22 protein-coding genes are annotated in these 24,483 nt (G+C 34.1%); 10 read left to right on the top strand and 12 right to left on the bottom strand.

The window, feature by feature from the left end; genetic code table 11:
* Positions 1–45: 45 nt before the first annotated feature.
* Positions 46–1,014 (top strand): App1 family protein, encoded by a 969-nt coding sequence (locus tag ACM55M_RS07865; RefSeq protein ID WP_416857003.1) that lies wholly within the window; start codon positions 46–48, stop codon positions 1,012–1,014.
* A gap of 35 nt (positions 1,015–1,049) precedes the next feature.
* On the opposite strand, the gene ACM55M_RS07870 is transcribed toward ACM55M_RS07865, so the two are convergent.
* Positions 1,050–2,957, bottom strand: coding sequence for an ABC transporter ATP-binding protein (locus tag ACM55M_RS07870; protein ID WP_416857004.1), 1,908 nt, complete (start codon positions 2,955–2,957; stop codon positions 1,050–1,052).
* Positions 2,958–3,043: 86 nt separating this feature from the next.
* Between ACM55M_RS07870 and ACM55M_RS07875 the strand changes: the two genes are divergently transcribed.
* Positions 3,044–3,427 carry a DUF983 domain-containing protein gene (locus tag ACM55M_RS07875; protein ID WP_416857005.1) on the top strand — a complete coding sequence of 128 codons (384 nt, stop codon included), beginning with the start codon at positions 3,044–3,046 and terminating at the stop codon, positions 3,425–3,427.
* Between the two features lie 2 nt (positions 3,428–3,429).
* Here ACM55M_RS07875 and ACM55M_RS07880 read toward each other — a convergent pair whose 3' ends face one another.
* The 7 genes from ACM55M_RS07880 to topA form a co-directional block, all read right to left on the bottom strand.
* A complete protein-coding gene (locus ACM55M_RS07880; protein WP_416857006.1) occupies positions 3,430–4,482 on the bottom strand; it encodes an NAD(P)/FAD-dependent oxidoreductase in 1,053 nt (350 codons plus the stop codon).
* A 100-nt stretch (positions 4,483–4,582) separates the two neighbouring features.
* Positions 4,583–5,473 carry a type IX secretion system ring subunit PorN/GldN gene (gene porN / locus ACM55M_RS07885; protein WP_416857258.1) on the bottom strand — a complete coding sequence of 297 codons (891 nt, stop codon included), beginning with the start codon at positions 5,471–5,473 and terminating at the stop codon, positions 4,583–4,585.
* A gap of 48 nt (positions 5,474–5,521) precedes the next feature.
* Positions 5,522–7,069 (bottom strand): type IX secretion system motor protein PorM/GldM, encoded by a 1,548-nt coding sequence (gene porM / locus ACM55M_RS07890; RefSeq protein ID WP_416849212.1) that lies wholly within the window; start codon positions 7,067–7,069, stop codon positions 5,522–5,524.
* 45 nt (positions 7,070–7,114) lie between these two features.
* Complete coding sequence (gene porL / locus ACM55M_RS07895) at positions 7,115–7,765, bottom strand: type IX secretion system motor protein PorL/GldL (protein WP_416857007.1); 651 nt, start codon at positions 7,763–7,765, stop codon at positions 7,115–7,117.
* 56 nt (positions 7,766–7,821) lie between these two features.
* The gene (gene porK, locus ACM55M_RS07900) at positions 7,822–9,228 is read right to left on the bottom strand and encodes a T9SS ring complex lipoprotein PorK/GldK (protein ID WP_416857008.1); all 1,407 of its coding nucleotides are present in this window, start codon (positions 9,226–9,228) and stop codon (positions 7,822–7,824) included.
* A 274-nt stretch (positions 9,229–9,502) separates the two neighbouring features.
* Positions 9,503–10,654 carry a formimidoylglutamase gene (locus ACM55M_RS07905; RefSeq protein ID WP_416857009.1) on the bottom strand — a complete coding sequence of 384 codons (1,152 nt, stop codon included), beginning with the start codon at positions 10,652–10,654 and terminating at the stop codon, positions 9,503–9,505.
* A gap of 82 nt (positions 10,655–10,736) precedes the next feature.
* Positions 10,737–13,253, bottom strand: a complete 2,517-nt coding sequence (topA, locus tag ACM55M_RS07910; RefSeq protein WP_416857010.1) for a type I DNA topoisomerase — start codon at positions 13,251–13,253, stop codon at positions 10,737–10,739.
* Positions 13,254–13,594: 341 nt separating this feature from the next.
* On the opposite strand from topA, the gene miaB reads away from it, so the two are divergent.
* From miaB to groL, 8 genes are all read left to right on the top strand, one after another.
* Entirely contained in the window at positions 13,595–15,040 is a 1,446-nt protein-coding gene (gene miaB, locus ACM55M_RS07915; protein WP_416857011.1) for a tRNA (N6-isopentenyl adenosine(37)-C2)-methylthiotransferase MiaB, read from the top strand.
* A gap of 49 nt (positions 15,041–15,089) precedes the next feature.
* The gene (locus ACM55M_RS07920; RefSeq protein ID WP_416857012.1) at positions 15,090–15,233 is read left to right on the top strand and encodes a hypothetical protein; all 144 of its coding nucleotides are present in this window, start codon (positions 15,090–15,092) and stop codon (positions 15,231–15,233) included.
* Positions 15,234–15,315: 82 nt separating this feature from the next.
* On the top strand, positions 15,316–16,575 hold the full coding sequence (locus ACM55M_RS07925) for a sigma-54 interaction domain-containing protein (RefSeq protein ID WP_416857013.1): 1,260 nt from the start codon (positions 15,316–15,318) through the stop codon (positions 16,573–16,575).
* A gap of 70 nt (positions 16,576–16,645) precedes the next feature.
* Positions 16,646–17,149, top strand: coding sequence for an LptE family protein (locus ACM55M_RS07930; RefSeq protein WP_416857014.1), 504 nt, complete (start codon positions 16,646–16,648; stop codon positions 17,147–17,149).
* A gap of 80 nt (positions 17,150–17,229) precedes the next feature.
* Positions 17,230–18,084, top strand: a complete 855-nt coding sequence (locus ACM55M_RS07935) for a tetratricopeptide repeat protein (RefSeq protein WP_416857015.1) — start codon at positions 17,230–17,232, stop codon at positions 18,082–18,084.
* 3 nt (positions 18,085–18,087) lie between these two features.
* The gene (secG, locus tag ACM55M_RS07940) at positions 18,088–18,432 is read left to right on the top strand and encodes a preprotein translocase subunit SecG (RefSeq protein WP_416857016.1); all 345 of its coding nucleotides are present in this window, start codon (positions 18,088–18,090) and stop codon (positions 18,430–18,432) included.
* A gap of 136 nt (positions 18,433–18,568) precedes the next feature.
* Positions 18,569–18,844, top strand: coding sequence for a co-chaperone GroES (locus ACM55M_RS07945; protein WP_035670228.1), 276 nt, complete (start codon positions 18,569–18,571; stop codon positions 18,842–18,844).
* A gap of 120 nt (positions 18,845–18,964) precedes the next feature.
* Positions 18,965–20,593, top strand: coding sequence for a chaperonin GroEL (groL, locus tag ACM55M_RS07950; RefSeq protein WP_416844654.1), 1,629 nt, complete (start codon positions 18,965–18,967; stop codon positions 20,591–20,593).
* 74 nt (positions 20,594–20,667) lie between these two features.
* Here the strand turns inward: groL and ACM55M_RS07955 are convergent, their stop codons facing one another.
* The 4 genes from ACM55M_RS07955 to ACM55M_RS07970 form a co-directional block, all read right to left on the bottom strand.
* On the bottom strand, positions 20,668–21,348 hold the full coding sequence (locus ACM55M_RS07955; protein ID WP_416857017.1) for a DedA family protein: 681 nt from the start codon (positions 21,346–21,348) through the stop codon (positions 20,668–20,670).
* 197 nt (positions 21,349–21,545) lie between these two features.
* The gene (locus ACM55M_RS07960) at positions 21,546–21,887 is read right to left on the bottom strand and encodes a heavy-metal-associated domain-containing protein (protein WP_416857018.1); all 342 of its coding nucleotides are present in this window, start codon (positions 21,885–21,887) and stop codon (positions 21,546–21,548) included.
* A gap of 41 nt (positions 21,888–21,928) precedes the next feature.
* On the bottom strand, positions 21,929–23,938 hold the full coding sequence (locus ACM55M_RS07965; RefSeq protein WP_416857019.1) for a TonB-dependent receptor plug domain-containing protein: 2,010 nt from the start codon (positions 23,936–23,938) through the stop codon (positions 21,929–21,931).
* Positions 23,939–24,013: 75 nt separating this feature from the next.
* Positions 24,014–24,430, bottom strand: a complete 417-nt coding sequence (locus tag ACM55M_RS07970) for an HYC_CC_PP family protein (RefSeq protein ID WP_416857020.1) — start codon at positions 24,428–24,430, stop codon at positions 24,014–24,016.
* Positions 24,431–24,483 lie beyond the last annotated feature (53 nt).

Consider the following 24,483-nt stretch of genomic DNA (forward strand, 5'->3'; position numbering starts at 1 on the left):
GGTGAAAACTTACAGCTTACAATTCATCCCAAAAGTACTAAATAAATGAAACCTATTTTAAAATTATACCGCGGCTATGCTAATGAACAGGAATTAATAGTTATGGGTCATGTTTTTAGACCGACAACAGCCAAAGATTATGATTTTCAGAAAAAAAATATCAAAAATGCAACTTCAGTCATTGGTATGTTTAGAATTAAAACACAAGCAAATGCTGATGTCTATTTAGACCATAATAAAATAAAAATCCATACCAAAACACTGAATGACGGTTATTTTAAATTTTGCGTACCATTAGACCAATTTGCCTTTTATGGATGGATTGACTATGAAGTAAGTATTGTTTATAATGACGAAACGATAACTACCAAAGACAGTTACATTCGCCCACACAAAGGCAATTTAGGAATTATATCCGATATCGACGATACCTTTTTAGTATCACATACACTGAATCCTTTTAAGAAATTATATGTTTTGTTATTCAAAAACATAAATAAAAGAAAAATTTACGAAGACGTTGTCACACATTATCAGGCATTAAGTACGGCTGGAAGAGAAAACAAAGAAGAATTCAATGCTTTTTTTTATGTTTCGAGTAGCGAATGGAATTTGTACCGTTTTATTATAAAATTCACTGAACTACATCAACTGCCAAAAGCAGTTTTATTATTGAAAGATATTAAGACGAGTCTGACTGATTTTTTTCTGACCGGAAGAGGTAATCACAATCATAAGTTTGACAAAATAAAACATATTCTGGAATTCTACCCCAATTTAGAATATGTACTGCTGGGTGACGATTCACAGCATGATGCCTTTTTATACGAAGCAATTTGTAAAATTTTCCCTGTTACAGTAAAAGCAGTTTATATCCGACAAACCGGCGACTCTAAAAAAGAAAAAGTAGCCGCTATTTTGAAAAATTTAGAAACCTTGAAAGTTTCGGTTTGTTATTTCAAAAATAGCAGTGAAGCCATTGCACACTCTAAAATGATTGGAATTATTGTATAAAAAAAGAGTTCCAAAAATTTGGAACTCTCTTTCTTTTATAAATTATCAATTTCTTCTTGAACGCCTTCCCAATCTAAAAGCAATTTATCCAACTCTGCTTTCTTCTTGTTGTATGCTGTGAAAAATTTAGCATCCTCAATGTGTTTATCGTAATTAGACGCAAGCATTTTATCATCTTGCTGAATGTCTTTTTCTAATTGCTTGATTTGACTCTCCACTTTGCTTAATTTATTCTGCAGGGCTTTCCCTTTCTTTTGATCTTCGTAAGAAGCTTTGTTGCTTTCTTTGGGAGCTGCTGCTTTTTGAGCATCTTTTTTCTCCACTTCACGCATATTCTCCATATTGCGTTGTTCCAAGAAATAATTAATATCTCCTAAATATTCTTTTATTTTTTGATCCTTGAATTCATATACCAAATTTGACATTCCCTGCAAGAAATCTCTATCATGAGAAACTAACAATAAAGTACCACCAAATTTTTGCAACGCCGCTTTCAAAACATTCTTAGATTTGATGTCCAAGTGATTTGTAGGCTCATCCATCAGTAAAACATTGATGGGTTGTAACAACAGTTTGCATAATGCCAAACGGTTTCTTTCCCCTCCAGAAAGGACTTTTACTTTTTTCTCTACATCATCACCACGAAACAAGAAAGAACCCAGCATATCGCGTACTTTAGAACGATTGGTATCCGCTGCAGCATCTTCCATAGTTTGCAACAAGGTGATTTCACCATCAAGATATTCTGCTTGATTTTGTGCAAAATAACCCAACTGTACATTATGCCCTAACTTGATATTTCCTTTATATTCAAATTCGTCTACAATAGCCTTGATGAAAGTTGATTTTCCTTGCCCGTTTTGTCCAACAAATGCAATTTTACTTCCTCGCTCAACCAAAAGATTGATGTCTTTCAAAATCGTTTTATCTCCGTAGCTCTTAGTTACATTTTCGGCTTCAATAACCACTCGCCCCGGTTCTTTTGAAACTGGAAAAGTGATGTTCATTACAGAATTGTCATCTTCATCCACTTCAATACGTTCTATTTTGTCGAGTTTTTTAATCATCGATTGTGCCATCGAAGCTTTAGAAGCTTTAGCACGGAATTTTTCGATTAATTTCTCGGTTTCTTCAATTTTTTTGGCTTGATTTTTTTGTGTTGCCAATTGTTTTTCACGGATTTCATGACGCAATTCTAAATATTGAGAATAGGGCCTGTTGAAATCATAGGCTTTCCCAAGAGAAATTTCTATGGTTCTATTGGTCACATTATCCAAGAACATTTTATCGTGCGAAACAATCACCACAACGCCAGGATAATTACGAAGGAAACTTTCCAACCAAATGATACTTTCAATATCCAAGTGATTTGTAGGCTCATCCAGCAACAAAACATCATTTGCCTGTAATAATAATTTAGCCAACTCGATACGCATTCTCCATCCTCCGGAAAAAGTTTCGGTTTGATTATCAAAAACTTCTCTTTTAAAACCTAAGCCAAGAAGAATCTTCTCAGTGTCTCCAACATAATTATATCCGCCCAATAATTCAAAACGATGGGTGTAATCAGATAAGTCTTCTATAATTTGGCTGTATTCGTCACTTTCATAATCGGTACGGGTAACCAACAAGTGATTAATCTCTTCAAGTTTTTTCTCAACAATTTTAATCTCCGTAAAAGCTTCATAAGCTTCTTCTAGAACCGTTCTTCCTTGTTCAAAATCGATATCCTGACGCAAGAATCCCATTCGAAGGTCTTTCTCTTGAGAAATAACACCTGAATCAGGAGCAAAATCTCTTGCCAACATTTTAAGCATGGTCGATTTTCCGGCCCCGTTCTTCCCAACAAGACCTACACGGTCTCCAGCACCCAATCGAAAGGTTACTTCTTCAAATAAATAAGTACCACCAAACGAAACGGATAAATTGTGTATATTAAGCATGTATTGTTATTTTATTCCTTTTTGAATTTGTAAATTTGTATCCCGAATTGTCGGGACTAAAAAAGGAAAAATTAAATTTTTTGCAAATGTTAAAAAAAGGATCCAAATTATATAGCATTTTAACAGGAACTTGTCCTAAATGTCAGAATGAGAGTATGTATTTGGATAAAAACCCACTGCATTTCACTAAAATTTTAAAAATGCATGAAAATTGCAGCCATTGTGGTTTAAAATATCAGATCGAACCTTCCTTTTTTTACGGAGCAATGTATGTCAGTTATGGATTGAATGTTGCAATTGGAATCGCTGCTTTTATAATCTCTTTTATAATTTTTGGCTCCAGCCTGAAAGTTGCCTTTATTTCAATAAGTGTGGCATTAATTCTCTCCTTCCCGTTTGTTTTGCGTTTCTCAAGAAACATATATATCAATATGTTTGTTTCATATGATCCAAAAACAAAACTAAAATAATATTATTGCTGCCCTTTAGGGAGAAATCGGTTAATGTCAATCTCCTTATTTAAAGGAATTTGATGTTCTATAGTGTCAAATAATGCTTTGGCCATTGCGGGTGCCAGCATAACTCCTCTTGTTCCCAAACCATTCAGGATATGTATTGATTCATAATTTTTAAGTGTGCCTACTAATGGTCTTCGGTCTTTTACAGTTGGCCTAACTCCAGCAAAATGCTCCACAATTTCAAAATTACAGGTTATAATTTCTTTTATCCTTTCCTCTAATTCTATCTTTCCCTCTTCTGTAGGCAAATCCGTTTTATCTTTCCAATTATAAGTAGCTCCTACTTTGAATAGATCATCGCCTAAAGGCAAAATAAAGACACTGGTATTTACGATTACATCTAAATCCAATTGAGGTGCTTTTATAATAAAAAGCTCACCTTTAGTTCCGTCGAGCGGCAAATGTTTAAAATATGGATTTGAATGCATACCAAAACCTTCAGCAAAAATTATATGTTTGGCCTGAATCTCCTTATACCGAATACCGTCTGTCTCTATTTGCAAAACATCATAATCAAACGATTCTTCTTTAAAGAGATTGTTTTGTTCCAGATATTCTCTGTATTTATTTAATAACAAGGCTGTATCCACATAGCCCGTTTGCAAGACTTTTCCGTACCCGTAAGGCGAATCAATTCCTAAATACTTTTTAGAAATTAATTGTGTGGATAAAAAAGGAGCCAATGCTACTTTATCTGACGCAGCAAACCAATTATTCTGTTCTTCGATAGAGAAAAATTTTCTTAGAATAGGTCTTTTAAAATCTATTTTGCATTTTAGTTTTTTTTCTAAAAAAGTATAAAACTCGTTCATCATTATTAATTGCTCTTGGGCTTGCCATACTTCACTAAAGCGTTTTAGTATAACCGGATTATACAAACCTCCGGCAATTTTAGATGAATTTTGGGAATTATTATCCAACACCAAAATAGTTTTCTCATTACGCAACGCAATCTCTGCAAATGAAATACCCGCTAACCCAGAACCTATTATTAAATAATCAATCATTTGAAATAAAACTTTTAAAATAAATACAAAGTAAACACATTAAAACAAAAAAACTCTTACCATTACAGTAAGAGTTTCACTTTATTTTGTAAAATTGAAATTAATAATTCCACATATCTTGTTCAAAATTGCGAATTTTTTCTTTCACTCTTTCTGATTCTAACAATTGATTCTGGGCATTATCTTTCATATACTCAGCAATTGATCTGTCTCCATAAACGTTTTCTTCTTTGTAAATGACACTGTTAAATTTCCTTGAATTAAGAATTTGATCAAAAGAAACGGGCATAGCAGAATTTTTATCATTGAAAGCTTTTGCTTCATGTAATACGTCTCTTGCAGCAGGGAAAAATATCCAAAATAGCTCAATGTAATCTTTTTCATCAGTGTTCATTGTAAACACATCTGGTGTAACAGGGCAAATTCCAAGTAAACGATACTTCAATTCACTTTGACGTTTGTCAAAATACCAGTATCCCTTAATTTTATATTGGGTAACATCTTGTGCTGTAAGATCTGATTTTAAAATATACTCAGGAGATATCTGAGCTCCTGCATTTATTTGCTCTCTTCCTGCGTCAGTTGTGTCAATACGGGTCAATGAACCTTGAATATCTTTCATAGATTTTTTGGTATTAAAATAACTGTCAGTATACACTTCTGTTATTTTACCATTTCTCATTGCCTTTGTCAAAACATCATATAAAGACCTTCTATCAGAACCGATATTAGCAGTATCAATAGGAAAATACAAAGAAAAATTAATCTTTTCGCTTAAATCGATTATTTCCCATGTTGTTTTACCCATCAAAACGTCTCTGTCATGCACATAACCATAAGCCAATGGTTTGTCATTATCAGAAATGAGCTGTGCCGCAGTTTTAAGTCCTATCTGATCTGGTGTTTTAGCATTAAGCAAATTAGATTGTGCTACAGATGCAAAACTCCACGTGGCGGAGATAATAGCTATTAAAAAATTTCTTAGATTCATCATGATTTCATTATAAGTTAATGAAGTAGTGGTTTGTATAACTACTTATTATTGTATTTCAAAAATTACTGGAGCAGTTCTTGGCAATAAATAACTACCCGCACCTACAAGTTTTGTTTTAATTTCAGAAATAGTCACTTGGTCACCCCTAACCGCTTTAGAAAGAACTGCATTACATTGTGCATTCAATTTATTCCCTTGAACAACAACAGTAGGCTGACCAGTTACTTTCAAATTAAAGCCAACTACATTTAAACCAACTTCAAAATCAAAATCAACTAATTTAGCTCCAATTGTAGCAATCTGTAAATTTGATTTAGGTCCTTTTACCACACCCATTTCTCCTCTAATAGTTCCAGTTGGTCCAGGAATACCTTTTATTCTGAAGGTTTTTTTATCCGAAACCTTAGAACCGTCAGGAAGTGTTCCAGTCACATTGATAACAGTTTCAGTTCCTGCTCCTGGGCTCATATTGTATTTTCCTCCACCTGCAGAACTCAATCCTGGAGCAGATGCCGTAACTTTATCAGCTGATACACCCGCAAAAGAGATTGTCATAGGATTTACGACACCTCTATAAACAACATTCATTTTATCGGCAGAAATTGTAGCCGATTTTGGTCTTGCTACAACTACATATTTATCTTTAATAGGTAAACTAACTACTTTTCCATTTTCATCAAAATTGAAAGAACCACCAATTGGGTGCTCCCCTATGCTACCTGCTCCAAAAGAAAAATTAGCTTGACCAGCTTGTGCTGCAATACTTGAACCATTCACAATTACTGATTTAGCTTTTAATGAAGGGTCGAATTTTCCGAGAATAATCTTTCCTTTAACCGCTTCTCCTTGAAAGAAAACTGACTTCTCAAGAACCACTATCGGTTGATAAGCGGTAAGAGAGGCTGCAGCAACTAAATCAGATTGGAACATTCCAGTCATTACATCGCTTTCAGTTGTTTTAATATCAGCTTGTAATTGAGACAATTTTGTAATTGTAGCAATAAGTGGATATCCTTTATAATTATAATCAATCCAAGCTAATTTCGCCCCTGCTTTTTCAGAATAAACTGGTTTAGTGGCAAATCTGGCTTCAATTTTTTTCATTTCAGAATCAGCAATTGAGCTTCCGCCAATTTGTTTGATTTGAGTTGAGAAATTATTAATCTTATCTAAAAACTCTTGTCCTTCCTTAGAAACTCTATCCCCTGTAAAGAACTTTCTGTCAATCAAATCGCCTTTATCCATTTGCTCATATGGCAAATTCCCTTCTGCGTCTCTTACAAATTTGCTGGTAACAGTAGTTTTGATATTCTCTAAATAGTCAGTAAAATCTTTAGACAAAGCTCTGATTTTTTCTACTTTTGCTTTTTTATCTCCAAATTGCCCCGGCTGATCCACCGCCTTTTGAGCTAATTGTTCAAATGAAGATTGATTTCGAGTGTCAGTTATAGAGTTAGACTCTACTATTTTATTATTTAAAATTCCAAAAGCTGACAACACTTCTTTGGACATATTTAATGCTAACATTGCGATAAAAACCAAGTACATCAGGTTTATCATCTTCTGTCTAGGGGTTAGTTTTCCTCCTGCCATATTTTCTACTAATTAGTTTGTTATTTTTATATAGTTTGAAACTAATTATCCTTTATTGTGCATTGCAGAAAGCATTCCTCCGTATACATTGTTAAGTGATGACAAATTAGATGTCAAAGACTGCATTTGGTCTTTTAATTTTAAGTTATTCTCAGCAACTTCTTCATTTATTTGTGCATTTCTTGAAGCGCTTTGTAATTGTATTTTGTATAAACTATTCAAAGATTCCATTTGGGCTGCAGCCAAAGTCAGCTCTTCGCTATATTTCTTAGTAGAATTAATAGAATCTACAGTTGGCGCAAGCCCTTTTGCAGCCGATTCGAAATTTTTAATGCTACTCCCCAAACTCGCCATTAATTCACCGTCAATTTTAGCATCTTTTAACATTGCATCTAGCTTTTGAGACAACAATCCTTGAGCATCTGATGGAGTTTCAATTTTTGCTTTTTTTACGCCAGTTGCTTTACCATTTGCCAGTTCAGGATATACTAACGTCCAATCCAAATCATCATCAACTGGTTCAAATGCTGAAAGTGCAAAAATTCCAGCTTCTACAATAAGTCCAATGGTTAACATTAAATTTCCAGTTATAAAACCGAATTCAAGGTGAGTAATTTTGAATAATGCTCCAATGATTACAACTGCCGCTCCCATTCCGTATGCGAAATTCATTGTTTTTTTGCTAAGTAATGCCATAATATTTTTTTTTGGGGTTAATTATTTAAAGATTTGGTTTCTTTTATAGTTATTTATTATTTACCTCTTTTGTTATTTCCGGTAGTTTGCAATCCCATGTAATCCTGAACGGTTCTAAAACCAATAAAACTTCTTGCAGAATCCGCATATTCGAAATCCCTTGTGCTTACTTGTAGGAAATAAGCAACATCTTTCCACGAACCTCCACGAACTACTTTGCGTTTATTTGAAGCATCCAGAACATTAGGGTTCATAGAAGACACATATTCGTATGCATTTGGATCATATGAAGAGTCTGTCCATTCCGAAACGTTTCCTGCCATGTTATACAAATTATAACCATTTGGCTCATACGATTTTGCCTCTACAGTATACAAAGCTTCATCTGCTGCATAATCTCCCCTATTTGGTTTAAAATTAGCAAGAAAACAGCCTCTGTCATTTTTAGTATATGGTCCACCCCAAGGATATGTTGCAGACTGCAATCCTCCTCTAGCCGAATATTCCCATTCTGCTTCAGTGGGTAATCTAAAAGAATTTATCAAATCGTGGCCTTTCTTTTTAGACTTTATATAAGTGTTTTTATTCAACGTTCTCCAAGCACAAAAAGCTTTTGCTTGAGTCCATTTTACACCTACAACTGGATAATCTCCATACGCTTTGTGCCAAAAATAATCATTATGCATTGGCTCATTATAGGAATATGCAAAATCTTTAATCCAAACAGTGGTGTCAGGATATACATTAACTTCTTCCGTTTTAATAAAATCTTTTCTTTTCCCTACCTTAGCTTTGGCAGCAGCTTGAATATCCATCCATGAGTAACGGAATTTCAATTTATTTACATCTATTGTACGTAATCCATTATAGGACGCTTCTATTGGCAAATACATAGAATCCATCACTTCAGTATAATATTCATCAGGATATAACTTAGTATCTTTGATTAATTTCACTTTTTTATTCAATTTTCTTCCCGCATAAGGATCATCAGCAGTACCTATACTGTAATAATTATCATACATATATTTATCATATGCAGTCATCTTTTCAGGATCAGAATCATTAAAAGCAAAATCACCGATACTTCCGGCATTTTTACCTTTCCCTTTTCCATCACCTGCTTTTTGCCCGCTTTCATCTGCAAGAATAGCCAATCGCACCCTCATAGTAGAATCTTTTACCCATTCTACAAATTGACGGTATTCACTATTGGTAATTTCAGTTTCGTCCATATAAAAAGAACGAACAGTTACTGTTTTTGTAGGCGCATCTTCAACATCGGCTAAATCATCATCTGATTTACCCATAATAAAAGCACCACCTGGAATTAAAGCCATTCCATAAGGTTTTTCCGGATGCCATTTCCCTCCATTAATACCAACTAATTCTCCTTTGTCGCTTGATTTACCACAGCCAATTAACAGTGTCAAAATTGCCGTAAATACAATGAAATTCTTCATATAAGTTTGGATTATCTATTCTTTGTCTTAAAATTGCGTAAACCTATTTATTATTTATTAATAAAACAATATTTTTCATTGTTAAATTAATTCAAGGCCAAAAATAAAGTTAAATAAAATACAAAAAAAATATTTTACCGATAAAGTGCTAAAAAAAATCGATGCAATACGTTAAAAGTGATTTTTTTGTGAATTTTGTAATATTACACGTATAAAATTATCTTAAGCATTAAAGGTGATTTTATGTATTTAGATAAATTTCAAAAAACATTAATTATAAAATGTTTTTTCTTTGCGCTTTCCACCATCTTTCAGGTAATTCTTGATTACATGCCAATAAATACTCATCGTAGGAACATGGTAATAACGTATTTCTTTTTAATTTATTATTACCGTTTGAAATAAATGGTATTTCTATCCACCACCTGTCCGTTTTATCGCTTTTATAAAAAACAAGCTCCTCTTCTTCCAATGGAACGATATATTTCAAATAGTTTTCCTTGCTTCCAAAAGGATATTCATTAGAACGATAATGAAATCCTTCTATAAAATACCAGATTATCTGTGCAATAATGACAGATTCCTGAACCGAATTATTATGATTAAATAATCCAAAAGAAGATACCTTATCACTTATTCCTGCATATCTGGACAACGAACAAATTTCTTTACCATTAAATCCATTAGGCGCAAACGAAATAAAATTCCCTGAATCAGATGATTTAATTGAATTCAAATCAATACTCACTAAATCAGCATCTCTAAAAACTGGTTCAGCAAGGGCAATATTATTAGAAATCTCACCCAATCTATAGCCATCAAAAAATAATTTCTCTATCAAATCTATTTCTTCCTGTGAATTAAAATACGTTTGATACCCAATGTTACAATAGTTAAAAAGATTATTAGGTTCGTCTACAATTATTTTAGTCAAATAAGAAGAGGCTGAAACTTCTTCTTCATCCTTACCAAAATCAAATTTATTATCAATGGAAACTAAATTGACCATTTGTTCCAAATCATCATAAGCCCTGTAAAGTGCATATGTCAAATCTTGAGAACCTCCGATAACTATAGGAGTAATTTTTTTCTTGATTAGGCTTGCAACTACTTTTTTTAATGCAAAATAAGTATCCGCAGCCGAATTTCCAGCAAGGATATCCCCTAAATCTGCAATTGAAGCATCCCAGTTCCCTGGAAACAATCCATACAATTCTTTTCTAAGTGGTATTAAATCAACATCCGAAACAGCTTTTTTATCTCCTCGATTTTCTAAAACGCCTATTACAGCAATTTTAATCTTATTTAAATCCGGAAACTGTTCTTTTGTATGCAATACAATTTTACTTCCCAATTGCTGAGAAGTTAATCCGTTTATATAACTAAGGATTTCATCGTCTACGGGTTTCAGAAAATCAAATTCCATTTTATTTCTTTTTTTCCTCTCCCCAACCCCCTCCATCCCGAAGTGTCGGGAGAGAGGGGGACGAAACTGGAATTTATTATTATTATTTCTTTTTAGCTGCTGGTTTCTTAGCAACAGCTTTCTTTGCTGGAGCTTTTTTGGCAGCTACTTTTTTAGCGGGTGTTTTCTTGGCAATCATTTCCTGAACTTCTGCTAATGTTAATTTTGTGGCATCAACATCTTTGCTCAATTCAATTTTGATTTTCCCTTTGGTAATCACCGAACGTCCCCAACGGGCTTTTTCGACCAAAATTCCTTCGTCTTCCCAGTTGTGTAAAACCTTATCAATATTTTTTTGTAATTTATCTTCAATCAATTCTTCAATGTCTGATTGTGACAAATTATCAAAATTGTATTTCTTACTTACATTTATAAACAAACCGTTCCATTTGACAAAAGGACCAAAACGACCCACGCCTTTTTGAACACCTTCGCCTTTATAAACTGCAATTGGCGCATCAGCTATTGCTTTTTCGTCAATTAATTCTTTCGCTCTTTCAAAATCTACGTCTAAGGGATTTTCGCCTTTCGGCAAAGAAACAAAAGCTGCTCCGTGGCGAATATAAGGTCCAAAACGACCATTACTCACTTCAACTTCCTCATCTTTATATTGTCCAAGATTTTTTGGTAACAAAAATAAATTTAAAGTTTCCTCTAAAGTAATATTTCCAATATTTTGATCCGCCATTAAACTGGCAAACTTTTTCTCTTCATCATCTGCAGCTCCAATTTGAGCCATTGGACCAAATTTCCCTAAACGCACCGAAACCTGTTTCCCCGTTTTTGGATCTGTTCCTAAAATTCTTTCGCCGCTTTCTCTTTCCGCATTGGCTTCAACATCTTTCACTGTTGGGTGAAATTTATCGTAGAACTCTTGCATCATTTTTGTCCACTCGATATTTCCTTCTGCAATTTCATCAAAATCCTGTTCCACTTTTGCAGTGAAATTATAATCTAAAATGTTTCCGAAATTCTTAACCAAGAAATCCGTAACAATTGTTCCGATATCTGTAGGCACTAATTTTCCTTTATCAGAACCTGTATTTTCTTTCAGCAATTTCTCACCAACTTTTCCTGATTGCAAAGTCAGCTGTGTATAATTACGCTCCTGACCGTCAAGATTTCCTTTCTCCACATAATTTCTGTTGATAATCGTAGAAATTGTTGGTGCGTAAGTAGAAGGACGGCCTATTCCTAATTCTTCTAATTTTTTTACCAAAGAAGCTTCGGTATATCTTGCAGCTGCACGAGAATATCTTTCGGTAGCTGTAACATAATTGTTTTGTAATTTTTCGTTGACTTTCATCGCAGGCAACATGCCTTCCTGCTCCTCTTCATCGTCATCATGACCTTCCAAATACACTTTCAAGAAACCTTCAAAAAGTAAAACTTCACCGGATGCCGTGAAAATATCGCCATGATTGTTCGCCTCAATTTTGACGTTAGTACGTTCTAATTGCGCGTCACTCATTTGCGAAGCCAATGTTCTTTTCCAAATCAAATCATACAAACGCGCTTGATCTCTATCGATATCTACCGTGTGACGCGACATATCCGTAGGACGAATTGCTTCGTGTGCTTCTTGTGCACCTTTGCTTTTATTGACAAAAGTTCGAGGCTTTGAAAACTCTTTTCCATAAGATTTGATAATTTCTGCCTGAGCAGCTTCCATTGCATCTTTGGATAAGTTCACACTATCCGTTCTCATATAAGTGATAAGTCCAGCTTCGTATAAACGTTGTGCCAATTGCATCGTAATTCCAACAGGCAAATACAGTTTACGAGCCGCTTCTTGTTGTAAAGTTGAAGTCGTAAATGGACCAGTTGGTGATTTTTTGGTAGGCTTCGTTTCTAAATCTGAAACTTTATAGGTAGAACCAATATTTTTATTTAAAAAATCTTCGGCTTCTTTTTTAGTATTGAAATTTTTAGGCAGTTTGGCTTTGAATGACTTTCCAGCTTCGTTAGTAAATTCTGCTACAATGGAATACGTTGCAACGGCTTTGAAATTCTGAATTTCTCTTTCACGTTCCACAATTAAACGAACTGAAACCGATTGTACACGACCGGCAGAAAGTCCACCTTTTATTTTTCTCCAAAGTACAGGCGACAATTCATACCCAACCAATCTATCTAGAACACGACGGGCTTGTTGTGCATTGACTAAATTATAATCGATTTCTCGTGGATTATCAATCGCTTTTAGAATCGCAGTTTTAGTGATTTCGTGAAAAACAATTCGCTTGGTTTTCTTTTTGTCTAATTTTAATTCTTCGGCTAAATGCCAAGAAATTGCTTCTCCCTCGCGATCCTCATCACTTGCTAACCAGACCATTTCGGCATTTTTGGCTAAAGTCTTTAATTTGCTTACCAATGCTTTTTTATCGGCAGAAACTTCATATTTGGGTTTAAAACCATTTTCTACATCTACACCAATTTCTTTGGAAGGTAAGTCAGCAATATGCCCATAACTGGACTCTACTTGAAAATCACTTCCTAGAAATTTCTCGATTGTTTTTGCCTTTGCAGGGGACTCAACTATAACTAAATTCTTTGCCATTGCTCTATTTTTCTGGAACAAAAGTATCTTTTTTTTTTAAATATTGAGATTTTGAATTCATTTTTAAAACTATTAGGCGAAGATTTATAAAGAAATGATTTAGTAAAGAGAAGTTTTTTACCCCCGATTACTTCACAATACATTTATTCTAGTTCGAGTTCAGTGAATTTCATTTGCAGTGAAAATCCTTTTTATTTGCCTTTTTCGGCTAATAAAAAGATTGTAACGAAAAGCGGGAGATAGCTCCTTGGAAACAATGCCTTAAAACAATGTTAATTCTTCGGCTGACATCTTGTCATATTTATTTGAATTGCGTTATCTTTGTGCTTTGAAAATATAGGATGGAAAAGATTATTGAAGAAAGTAAACAAGGCGAAAGTCTAGTTCTAGAACATAAACCCGAGAATACCAAAAAATTATTTATAGAAAGTTATGGCTGTGCGATGAATTTTTCGGATAGTGAAATCGTAGCTTCTATTTTATCTGGAAACGGATATAATACCACTCAAGTGCTGGAGGAAGCCGATTTGGTTTTGGTTAATACCTGTTCTATTAGGGACAAAGCGGAGCAGACGATTCGCAAACGTCTAGAAAAATACAATGCGGTAAAACGCATTAATCCAAAGATGAAAGTGGGCGTTTTAGGCTGTATGGCGGAACGCTTGAAAAGTCAATTTCTGGAAGAAGAAAAAATTGTAGACCTAGTTGTGGGTCCTGATGCGTATAAAGATTTACCGAACCTTTTGCAAGAAGTGGAAGAAGGACGCGATGCGATTAACGTGATTTTATCGAAGGATGAAACTTATGGAGATATTTCGCCTGTGCGATTGATGAGCAACGGAATTACGGCTTTGGTTTCTATTACCCGCGGTTGCGATAATATGTGTACGTTTTGCGTGGTGCCTTTCACCCGAGGACGAGAACGCAGCCGTGAACCGCAAAGTATCATCAAAGAAATTCAGGATTTGTGGGACAAAGGCTTTAAAGAAATTACACTTTTGGGTCAAAATGTGGATAGTTATTTATGGTACGGCGGCGGATTGAAGAAAGATTTCGAAAATGCCACCGAAATGCAAAAAGCAACAGCTGTAGATTTCGATCAATTACTAGAAATGGTAGCGGTTGGTTTTCCTAAAATGCGTATTCGATTTTCGACATCAAATCCACAGGACATGCACGAAAGTATTTTACATGTGATTGCAAAACATCCTAATATATGTAAGCACATTCACTTGCCTGTCCAGTCCGGAAGCAATAGAATCCTAAAAGAAATGAACCGCTTGCACACGCGTGAAGAATACATGACTTTGATTGATAAAATCAGAACTATTATTCCCAATGGCTCCATTTCGCAAGATATGATTGCTGGTTTCCCGACAGAAACCGAGGAAGATCATCAAGATACAATGAGCTTAATGGAATATGTGAAGTATAATTTTGGTTATATGTATTCGTATTCCGAACGTCCGGGAACTTTAGCAGGAAGAAAAATGGAAGATGATGTAACCGACGAAACAAAAGCAAGAAGATTGCAGGAAATTGTCGATTTACAACAAAAACATGCCTGGTTGCGCAGTGAAGAATTCATTGGTCAAACCGTAGAAGTTTTGGTAGAGAAAGTTTCCAAAAAATCGACTGAAGAGTTTTCAGGAAGGAATTCACAAAGCATCACCGTAGTTTTCCCCAAAGAAAATTATAATATTGGGAATTTTGTGAATGTGAGAATTTTGAGTTGTACCAGCGGAACTTTGAAAGGAGAAGCAGTTGGGTTGAGTGAAATGAATTAGAAAAATTAGCTGAAATTTAAATTCATAAAGAAAATTTTAAAAGAGTAAAATGTTAAGAAAAAATATAATGATTGGTTTAGTTACTTTTATAATTGGATTTGGAATTACATTCTTTATCATTAGAGCCTATTTTCCAAAACATAAAGTTGAAAAAACAGTCCCTTTGAAAGACACATTAACAAAACCACAATAGTAGATTCTACGAATCGAATATATTATTTAAACAAAAAAAATCAGTTTTAATAATTTACGAAATTCGTGCAAAATAAAAAAATATGGAATCAGTTCAAGCTATAAAACAACGATTTGAGATTATTGGGAATGACCCAAAGCTCAATCGTGCCATAGAAAAAGCCATTCAAGTTGCTCCTACTGATATTTCGGTATTAGTTGCTGGTGAAAGTGGTGTTGGAAAAGAGAATATCCCGAGAATCATTCATTCGCTTTCACATAGAAAACATGGAAAATACATTGCTGTAAACTGTGGAGCCATTCCTGAAGGAACGATTGACAGTGAACTTTTTGGACATGAAAAAGGAGCTTTTACTGGCGCAACTAACACACGTGAAGGGTATTTTGAAGTGGCTGATGGCGGAACTATCTTCCTTGATGAAGTTGGTGAATTGCCTTTGACTACTCAAGTGCGGTTGCTTCGTGTCTTGGAAAATGGCGAATTCATAAAAGTAGGTTCTTCACAAGTGCAAAAAACTGATGTGCGAATTGTAGCTGCTACCAATGTTAATTTGTTTAATGCTATCGAAAAAGGGAAATTTCGTGAAGATTTGTATTATCGTTTGAGCACCGTAGATATTACTTTACCTCCGTTGCGAGAACGAAAAGAAGATATTCACTTGCTATTTAGAAAATTTGCATCTGACTTTGCACATAAATACAAGATGCCGCCTTTAAAATTAGACGAAAGTGCTGTTGCTGTTTTGCAAAAATTTCGTTGGAGCGGTAATATCCGTCAGTTGAGAAACGTGGCAGAACAAATTTCGGTTTTGGAAACGAACCGTGAAATTTCGGCAGCAACTTTACAATCTTATTTACCAGTTGAAGGTACCAACTTGCCGTCAGTAATTAAAGACAAGAAAGGCGACAGCGATTTCAATACCGAAAGAGAAATTTTGTACAAAGTACTTTTTGACATGAAAAGTGATTTGCATGACTTGAAAAAACTTACTTTGGAACTGATGCAAAGTGGAAGTTCTAAAGTGCAGGAAACAAATCAAAATTTAATCAAAAAAATATATGGCTCTCAAGAAAATGACAGCGAAATAGATTTTGAAGAAGAACCAAGAACCGCTTTGATTACTACTCCAAATAAAGAAGAACGTTATCAAGAGAATGACGATAGCTACCTGTTTGCTGAAACAATAGAAGAGGAAGAGGAAATCTTAAGATTAGAGCAGAAAGAAATTGAAATGATTAAAAAATCATTGGAAAAAAATAAAGGAAAACGAAAAGCTGCCGCAGATGAATTAGGGATTTCCGAAAGAACTTTATATCGAAAAATCAAACAATTCGATTTGTAAAAAATCAAATTGAAAATGAATATCTTTGGCCCATGATTAGCGAACGGGCGAAGCACTTTTAAAATTTATAATGAAAAACATACACTATATTTTTATTTTGTTAATCGCAGTAACTTTCAATAGTTGCTCCGTTTACAACTTTACAGGGACAGGGAAAATTGATGCAAAAACATTTCAGGTTAATTTTTTCCAAAATAATGCTGAATTAATTGAACCTGGTATTGACAGAACCTTTACGTTGGCATTACAAGACATTATTCAGAATCAAACCAACTTAAATTTAGTAAAAAGCGGTGCAGATTTGACTTACGAAGGGGAAATTGTAGATTATAGAATAAGCCCTATGACCGCAACTGCCGATCAACAAGCTTCTCAAAACAGATTGAAAATAAGAGTAAATGTTCGTTTTACCAATAAAAATAAAGAGACAGATGATTTTGAAAAAACATTTGAGTTTTATTATGATTATCCGGCTGAGCAACAACTTGTAGGTTCTACTTTGAATAGTGCATTGAAAGAAATCTTCGAAAGAATAACCCAAGATATCTTTAATGACTCTCTTGCTAAATGGTAAATGAGGTGTTGATTCGGTAATTTGTTGATTCGGTTATCGAAGAACAAATAAACGAATAGCCAAATAAACGAATAACCTTTATGAACGTAACCGATTATACTTATTTAATAAACAGACCAGATGCTATCAATGAAAAGCAAACGGAAGCATTGGGAAATGTATTGGATGAATTTCCATATTTTCAAAGCGCCAGAGCTTTACGTTTAAAAGGTCTTTATAACCAAAATAGTTTTAAGTATAATTTTGCATTGAAAGTTACTGCCGCACATACGACTGACAGAACGGTATTGTTTGACTTTATTACTTCGGATACTTTTACTGCGATTCAAAAAGATTTATACGATAAAAAAATAGTAGCGCTTCTTGACATTACAGTAGTTGATAGTGAGATAATTATTCATAAAGAAAAACTGGAGCACAAGATAAATACGCTGGAACAATCGATTCTTACTTCTATAAAGGAAGCTTTACCGTTAGAATCTAATGAAAATTCGAAAACCACAGAAGAAAAATTAGCCATTGGAACTCCTTTGGATTTTTCCATAAGCGAACAACATTCTTTCCAAGAATGGCTTCAATTATCCCGAACACAGCCTATTCTTAGAGAAACTGAAAGTGTGAATATTTCTAAAACTCCGCCAATTGAAGATGAAGACAAAAAGAAAAAAGCAGCGTTAATTGATAAATTTATAGAAACCAGCCCAAAGATTTCGCCTGTAAAACATGGTGTTCCGTCAACAGTTACTTTTGACCTTAATAAAGATGACAATTCCTATCTGATGACCGAGACTTTAGCACGAGTTTATTTGGAACAAAAAAAATATCAAAAAGCGATTCAAGCTTATGAAATATTAATTTTGAAATATCCAGAAAAAAGTAGTTTCTTTGCAGACCGCATAGCGGATATTAAGATTTTACAACAAAACAATAATTAAACAATGAGCACATTTTCAATTTTTTTAGTTTTAATAACAATAGTTTGTTTCCTATTAATCGTAGTAATAATGGTTCAAAACCCTAAAGGTGGTGGATTATCTTCTACTATAGGTGGTTCTCAAATGTTAGGTGGTGTACAAAAAACAACAGATTTTTTAGACAAAAGCACTTGGACACTTGCTACTATTTTAATTGCACTTATATTACTTTCAAGTTTAAGCTTTACAGGAGCATTAAGTGATAATGATTCTAAAATTATTGAACAAACAGGAACTGCTGCACCGGCAACTGCTGCTCCAGCATCTCCAGTTCAAAACACACCTGCTGAAACAAATCCAGCAAAATAAAACAACACCTTTTATTCTAAATGCCAGCCTGTCAAAGCTGGCATTTTTTATAAGAAAATATGTCAGTTATAATAGGATGGCACAATTTCTGAAATCTTAAATGCAATCATAAAAATAATAAAAAAAATATAAAATCATGGCTTTAAACATTAAACCACTTTCAGACAGAGTTCTTATCGAACCAGTAGCAGCTGAAACTAAAACTGCGTCAGGGATTTTTATTCCAGATACAGCTAAAGAAAAACCACAAAAAGGAACTGTAGTTGCTGTTGGAAACGGAACAAAAGACCACACAATGACTGTAAAAATTGGTGATTCTGTTCTTTACGGAAAATATGCTGGAACTGAATTGAAACTAGAAGGAAAAGATTATTTGATAATGCGTGAAGACGATATTTTAGCAATTATCTAAAATCCCCTCCCAACCTCCCCGAAGGGGAGGAGACGAAATAAACAAATAAAATATTTAATAATATTTCATCTTGGCTCCCTCTCCTTTGGAGAGGGCCGGGGTGAGGAAAACAAAAAAGAAATGGCAAAAGACATAAAATTTGATATTGAAGCACGTGACGGATTAAAACGTGGTGTTGATGCATTGGCAAATGCAGTAAAAGTAACTTTAGGACCAAAAGGTCGTAATGTAATTATTGGAAAAGCTTTTGGTGGGCCAACTGTTACTAAAGATGGTGTTACCGTTGCAAAAGAGATTGAATTGAAAGATCCATTGGAAAATATGGGGGCTCAGATGGTTAAAGAAGTTGCATCTAAAACTAATGATTTAGCTGGAGATGGAACTACAACTGCAACTGTTTTGGCACAAGCTATTGTAAAAGAAGGTTTGAAAAACGTTGCTGCAGGAGCGAATCCTATGGATTTGAAACGTGGTATCGACAAAGCTGTTGAAGCTATTGTCGCTGACCTAGCAAAACAAGCCAAAGTGGTAGGAAGTGATTCTGAAAAAATCAAACAAATTGCTTCAATATCTGCTAATAATGATGAAGTAATTGGTGAGTTAATCGCTGCCGCTTTTGCAAAAGTTGGAAAAGAAGGAGTTATCACTGTTGAAGAGGCTAAAGGAACAGATACGTACGTTGACGTTGTAGAAGGTATGCAATTTGACAGAGGATATCTTTCTCCTTATTTTGTGACCAATTCAGAAAAAATGGAAGTAGAATTGGAAAATCCTTACATCCTTTTATACGACAAAAAAGTTTCGTCATTAAAAGAATTGTTACCAGTTTTGGAACCAGTTGCTCAATCTGGAAAACCATTATTGATTATTGCTGAAGATGTTGATGGAGAAGCATTATCTACATTGGTGGTAAATAAATTACGTGGAGCCTTGAAAATCGCTGCAGTAAAAGCTCCTGGTTTTGGGGACAGAAGAAAAGCAATGCTTGAAGATATTGCCATCTTAACTGGAGGTACCGTAATTTCAGAAGAAAGAGGATACACTTTGGAAAACACAACTATCGAAATGTTAGGAACTGCCAAAAAAGTTACTATCGATAAAGACAACACAACAATTGTTAGTGGTGCTGGCGAAGCTGATATGATCAAAAACCGCGTAAACCAAATCAAAGGTCAAATGGAAGCTACAACTTCTGATTATGACAAAGAAAAGTTACAAGAACGTTTGGCTAAATTAGCTGGTGGAGTTGCTGTTCTTTATGTTGGCGCTGCTTCTGAAGTAGAAATGAAAGAGAAAAAAGACAGAGTTGATGATGCACTTCACGCAACGCGTGCTGCTGTTGAAGAAGGAATTGTTGCTGGTGGTGGTGTTGCTTTATTAAGAGCTAAAAATGTTTTAAGCACTATCAAAGCGGACAATGCTGATGAAGCAACAGGAATTCAAATTGTATCTCGTGCTGTAGAGTCTCCATTAAGAACTATTGTTGAAAACGCAGGACTTGAAGGTTCAGTTGTTGTTGCAAAAGTTGCCGAAGGTTCAGGTGATTTTGGTTACAATGCAAAAACTGACGAATATGTAGATATGCTTAAAGCTGGTATTATCGATCCTAAGAAAGTAACGCGTGTGGCATTAGAAAATGCAGCATCTGTTGCAGGAATGATCTTGACTACCGAATGTGCTTTGATTGATATTAAAGAAGATCATGGTGGCGGAAACCCAATGGGTGGTGGTATGCCTGGAATGATGTAATTCATTCTCATTTTTAAATAAAAAAACTCCGTTTCTTAATTGAAACGGAGTTTTTTATTTATGCTTGTTAATCATTATTTTATATGAACCCTTTTTTTCAAAAGCTTGAATAAAACTGGAACCGTAGTAATAAGAACAATGATGATTATAATATATTCGATATGTTCTTTCAAATCAATTCCAAATTTCTCTAAAAAAATACCGTACAAATAATGTCCGGAGAAAATCAAAATAAAGGACCATAAAAAAGAACTTAAAATATTGAAGAACATAAATTTACTTTTATCCATAGATACAATACCAGCTACAATTGGCGCAAAAGTCCTGAAAATTGGTAAAAAACGAGCAAATATTATGGCTTTCCCACCATATTTTTCAAAAAAATCTTTTGATTGCAAAAGATATTTTTTCTTAAACCAAAAAGTATCTTCTTTTTTAAATAAATAATACCCGCTTTTTGCTCCAAACCAATAGCCAACCATATTTCCCACAATTCCTGCGGCAGCAACCAATAGCGACAATAAAGTTACATTAATAAAATCACTTTCTATAGTAACCATATTTTGGACCAAATCTTTACTGTAAATTCCCGCAAGAAAAAGCAAACTATCTCCAGGAAGAAAAAAACCGGCAAAAAGACCAGTTTCGGCAAAAATTATAAATAAAACGATATACAAACCTATTTGAACTTCTCCTATTTGAAGGTTAATATAAAATTCCGGATTAAGTAATTGTGTCCAATCAAAATTATTCATAAAACGATTTGTAATTAAATTTATTGGTCGTGAAAGTAAGAATAATTTAGCTCAACCACAATTTATTGCCATACTTTAAAGTTTAATTAACGCATAAAAGCATTAAGCAAGCGCGATAAACTTAATTACAAACCCATTTTAAATCGTATCATTTAAACAAAATTAAAAAACCCAAAACTTTCACTTTGGGTTTAAAATTATTCTCGTTCATACAAGCAACAGGTATGAAGACTTTGATAATCTTCGCTTGTCGCTTTCACTTCATCCGTATCATGACCTACTTTAGCAATCGCTTTTTTCACATCTAATGGAGACGTCTTTTCTTCATTCAGTATCAAACTCAACTGATGGGTTTCTATGCTCCAAATTACTGATTTCACTCCAGCCACTGAATAAGCCGCTTTTTGAATTCGTTTCTGACATTGTTCACAATTCCCGTTTACTTCAGTTACATATTTAGCATTTTTATTCTTCTTTTCTTGAGCCTGAACAGCAAATCCAAGAAAACTTACCATTAGTATTAAAATAATATTTTTCATTTTTACTTTTTTTTATTGTGGTTAATAATTTTACGCTGTGCTTATTTTATTTTAAATCGCAATCCCGCATAATACATTTGTCCAAAAACAGGTGCGTATACAATTGAAGTATCAAAATTTGGTCCAAAAGGATTTTCACTGCCAAGTATCACTTTTTCCTGTGTATAATTCCCAATATTCTCCCCACCTACATACATTTCAAATGTGGAAGAAAAAGTTCTTGTAATTTGAGCATTCATCAACGAATAAGAAGGCGAAAATTCCGGTAATCTATCATTCATTGGATTGCTTGTTGTATTGGGCAATTGCTGTTTTCCAATCCAATTGAAAGTATAATCAAATTTCCATTGTTTCCCTTTCTCTCCAATGTGGGTTTCATATTCCAAATTTCCAAAAAATCGGTGTTTCGCTTGCAACGGCTTTTGATAATTTCCAGAAATATAATCCGTCCTTACATCATAAAATTTATAGGCTGAGCGGAAATTGAAATGATCCAAAATTTCATAATTGAATTCCACTTGTAAACTATTGGCAACCGACTTCCCATTCAAATTATAAAACAAAACTTGTTGTGGGCTTTGTAAAACATCAACAATTACCTGATTCTGAAAATCCGTTCTGTAAAAATCAAACCCAACATCTGCACTTTTGCCGAAGAGTACAAATTTTTGAACAAAACTCACACCATAGTTCCAAGCGATTTCTGGATTCAATCCATATATTTTACCGTTTGAGTCTAAAACATCAAATGTTCTTGAACTCGCAAAAAGCTGTTGATTTTCGGCAAAAATATTAGCACTGCGTTTTCCTCTACCGGCTGAGAATCGCAAAACTCCTTTTTCCCAAGGATTGTATCGCACATGCAATCGTGGGGTTAAAAATACCCCCAAACGGTTGTGATTATCAATTCTTCCTCCCAAAATGACACTAAAATTATCTGCATTATCATAGGTATATTCGAAAAAAGCGCCCACTGAATTATCAATTCTAGAAAAGTCATTTACATTGACAAATTCTTGGTATTTATCATATGTAAAATTCAAACCCGCAGCAAACTTATTCATTATGTTACTGATAATCGAATTGAAAATCAAGTTCGAATAATAATTGCTTTGTTTAATATTGTATTGGTTCAAACCAAAATAAGACTGTTGATTATGGCTGTTAAAAGCATTCTGAAAACCAATACTCTGATAAGGCAAGTCTTTAAAAACATACCCTATTTTTGTGGCAACATCCAATCGCTCCGTGTTGATTTCAGAACCCCAATAATTTGTAGTTCCCTTGTCTTTGTCTGAATCAAAGTCTAATTCTCCAGTTTGTTTTTCATCATTCATATACCTGAAATTAATAAAACTCACCCAACCTTTTTCAGGATTGTAATATTGATATCTATTAAGAATATTGATTTGTTTGGCTAACGGATTATCCAAAAAACCATCATTATTCATATCCGTTTTTGCAATTCTTGTATTTCCGTGAAGAAACAGACTGCTACTCCATTTCTCTGATATTTTTCTATTGAAATGGGTGTTTAATTCAAAGCGAGAATCTGACGAACCATAAGCATTCAAAAAAAATGGAATATCATTTATCGGTTTAATTAATTCGGTATTAATTTGTCCAGAAATACTTTCATATCCATTGACTACGCTTCCTGCTCCTTTTGTAATTTGGATGCTTTCCACCCAAGTTCCCGGCGTAAATGACAACCCATATGCTTGAGAAGCGCCACGAACTGATGGGATATTTTCTTCGGTAATCATCAAATAGGGACTGGTCAATCCCAGCATTTTTATTTGTTTTGTGCCTGTCAAAGCATCTGAAAAACTAACATCAATCGATGGATTCGTTTCAAAACTTTCGGCTAGATTACAACAGGCTGCTTTAAGCAATTCTTTGCTTGTAATTAGCGTGGTATTACCCGTTACCGTAAATGATTTCTGAATCCCTTTTTGCTTTTTTATCACTTTGACTTCATCCAGTTTTTCTTGAGAAAAGAGCGGAATTGAAAACAAAATAATAACAAATAGCGTTATTGATTTTTGCATGGCAAAATATTTTAATGTTTATAAGAAGTAATTTCAAATCATACAAAATGATTTGGCTTTTAAAAAACATTAAAATCAGGCGTAGAAAATATATTGGCTGTAAAGCTTAAAAAGTGGCGGCGAATGAGCCTCGCAGTAATAAGCGTTATTCTCGAAGCTTTTAAAAACAATAATTTCAGAAGAAATAATCGGATTCCATTCCTTTATTAAAAATGGGGTATCAGCAGCATTTAAAGAAAATGCTTTTATAAGCACATTATCTGATTTTTTTTGAAAATGAACTACTTTATTCTTGCAACAGCTGTCTTTTTTTGAAACTTTTTTTTCGCAACATCCTTTTTCAACTGAATTTGAAGTTCCACTAGATTTCAAGTAAAACGGCTGGATTGAGGCTACCTTTTCTCCACAATAATGCACATCAAAAGCCAATCCCACATTGGAAACCAACAGGAAAAAAGCAAGAAGAATACTGATGTGCTTTTTGAATTTCATTTTGCAAAAATACTGATTTAATCAATCTATAAAATCAAAGTTCTGTTAAAAAA

Origin of the sequence: Flavobacterium galactosi (assembly GCF_048158585.1) — a bacterium.
GTDB lineage: Bacteria > Bacteroidota > Bacteroidia > Flavobacteriales > Flavobacteriaceae > Flavobacterium > Flavobacterium galactosi.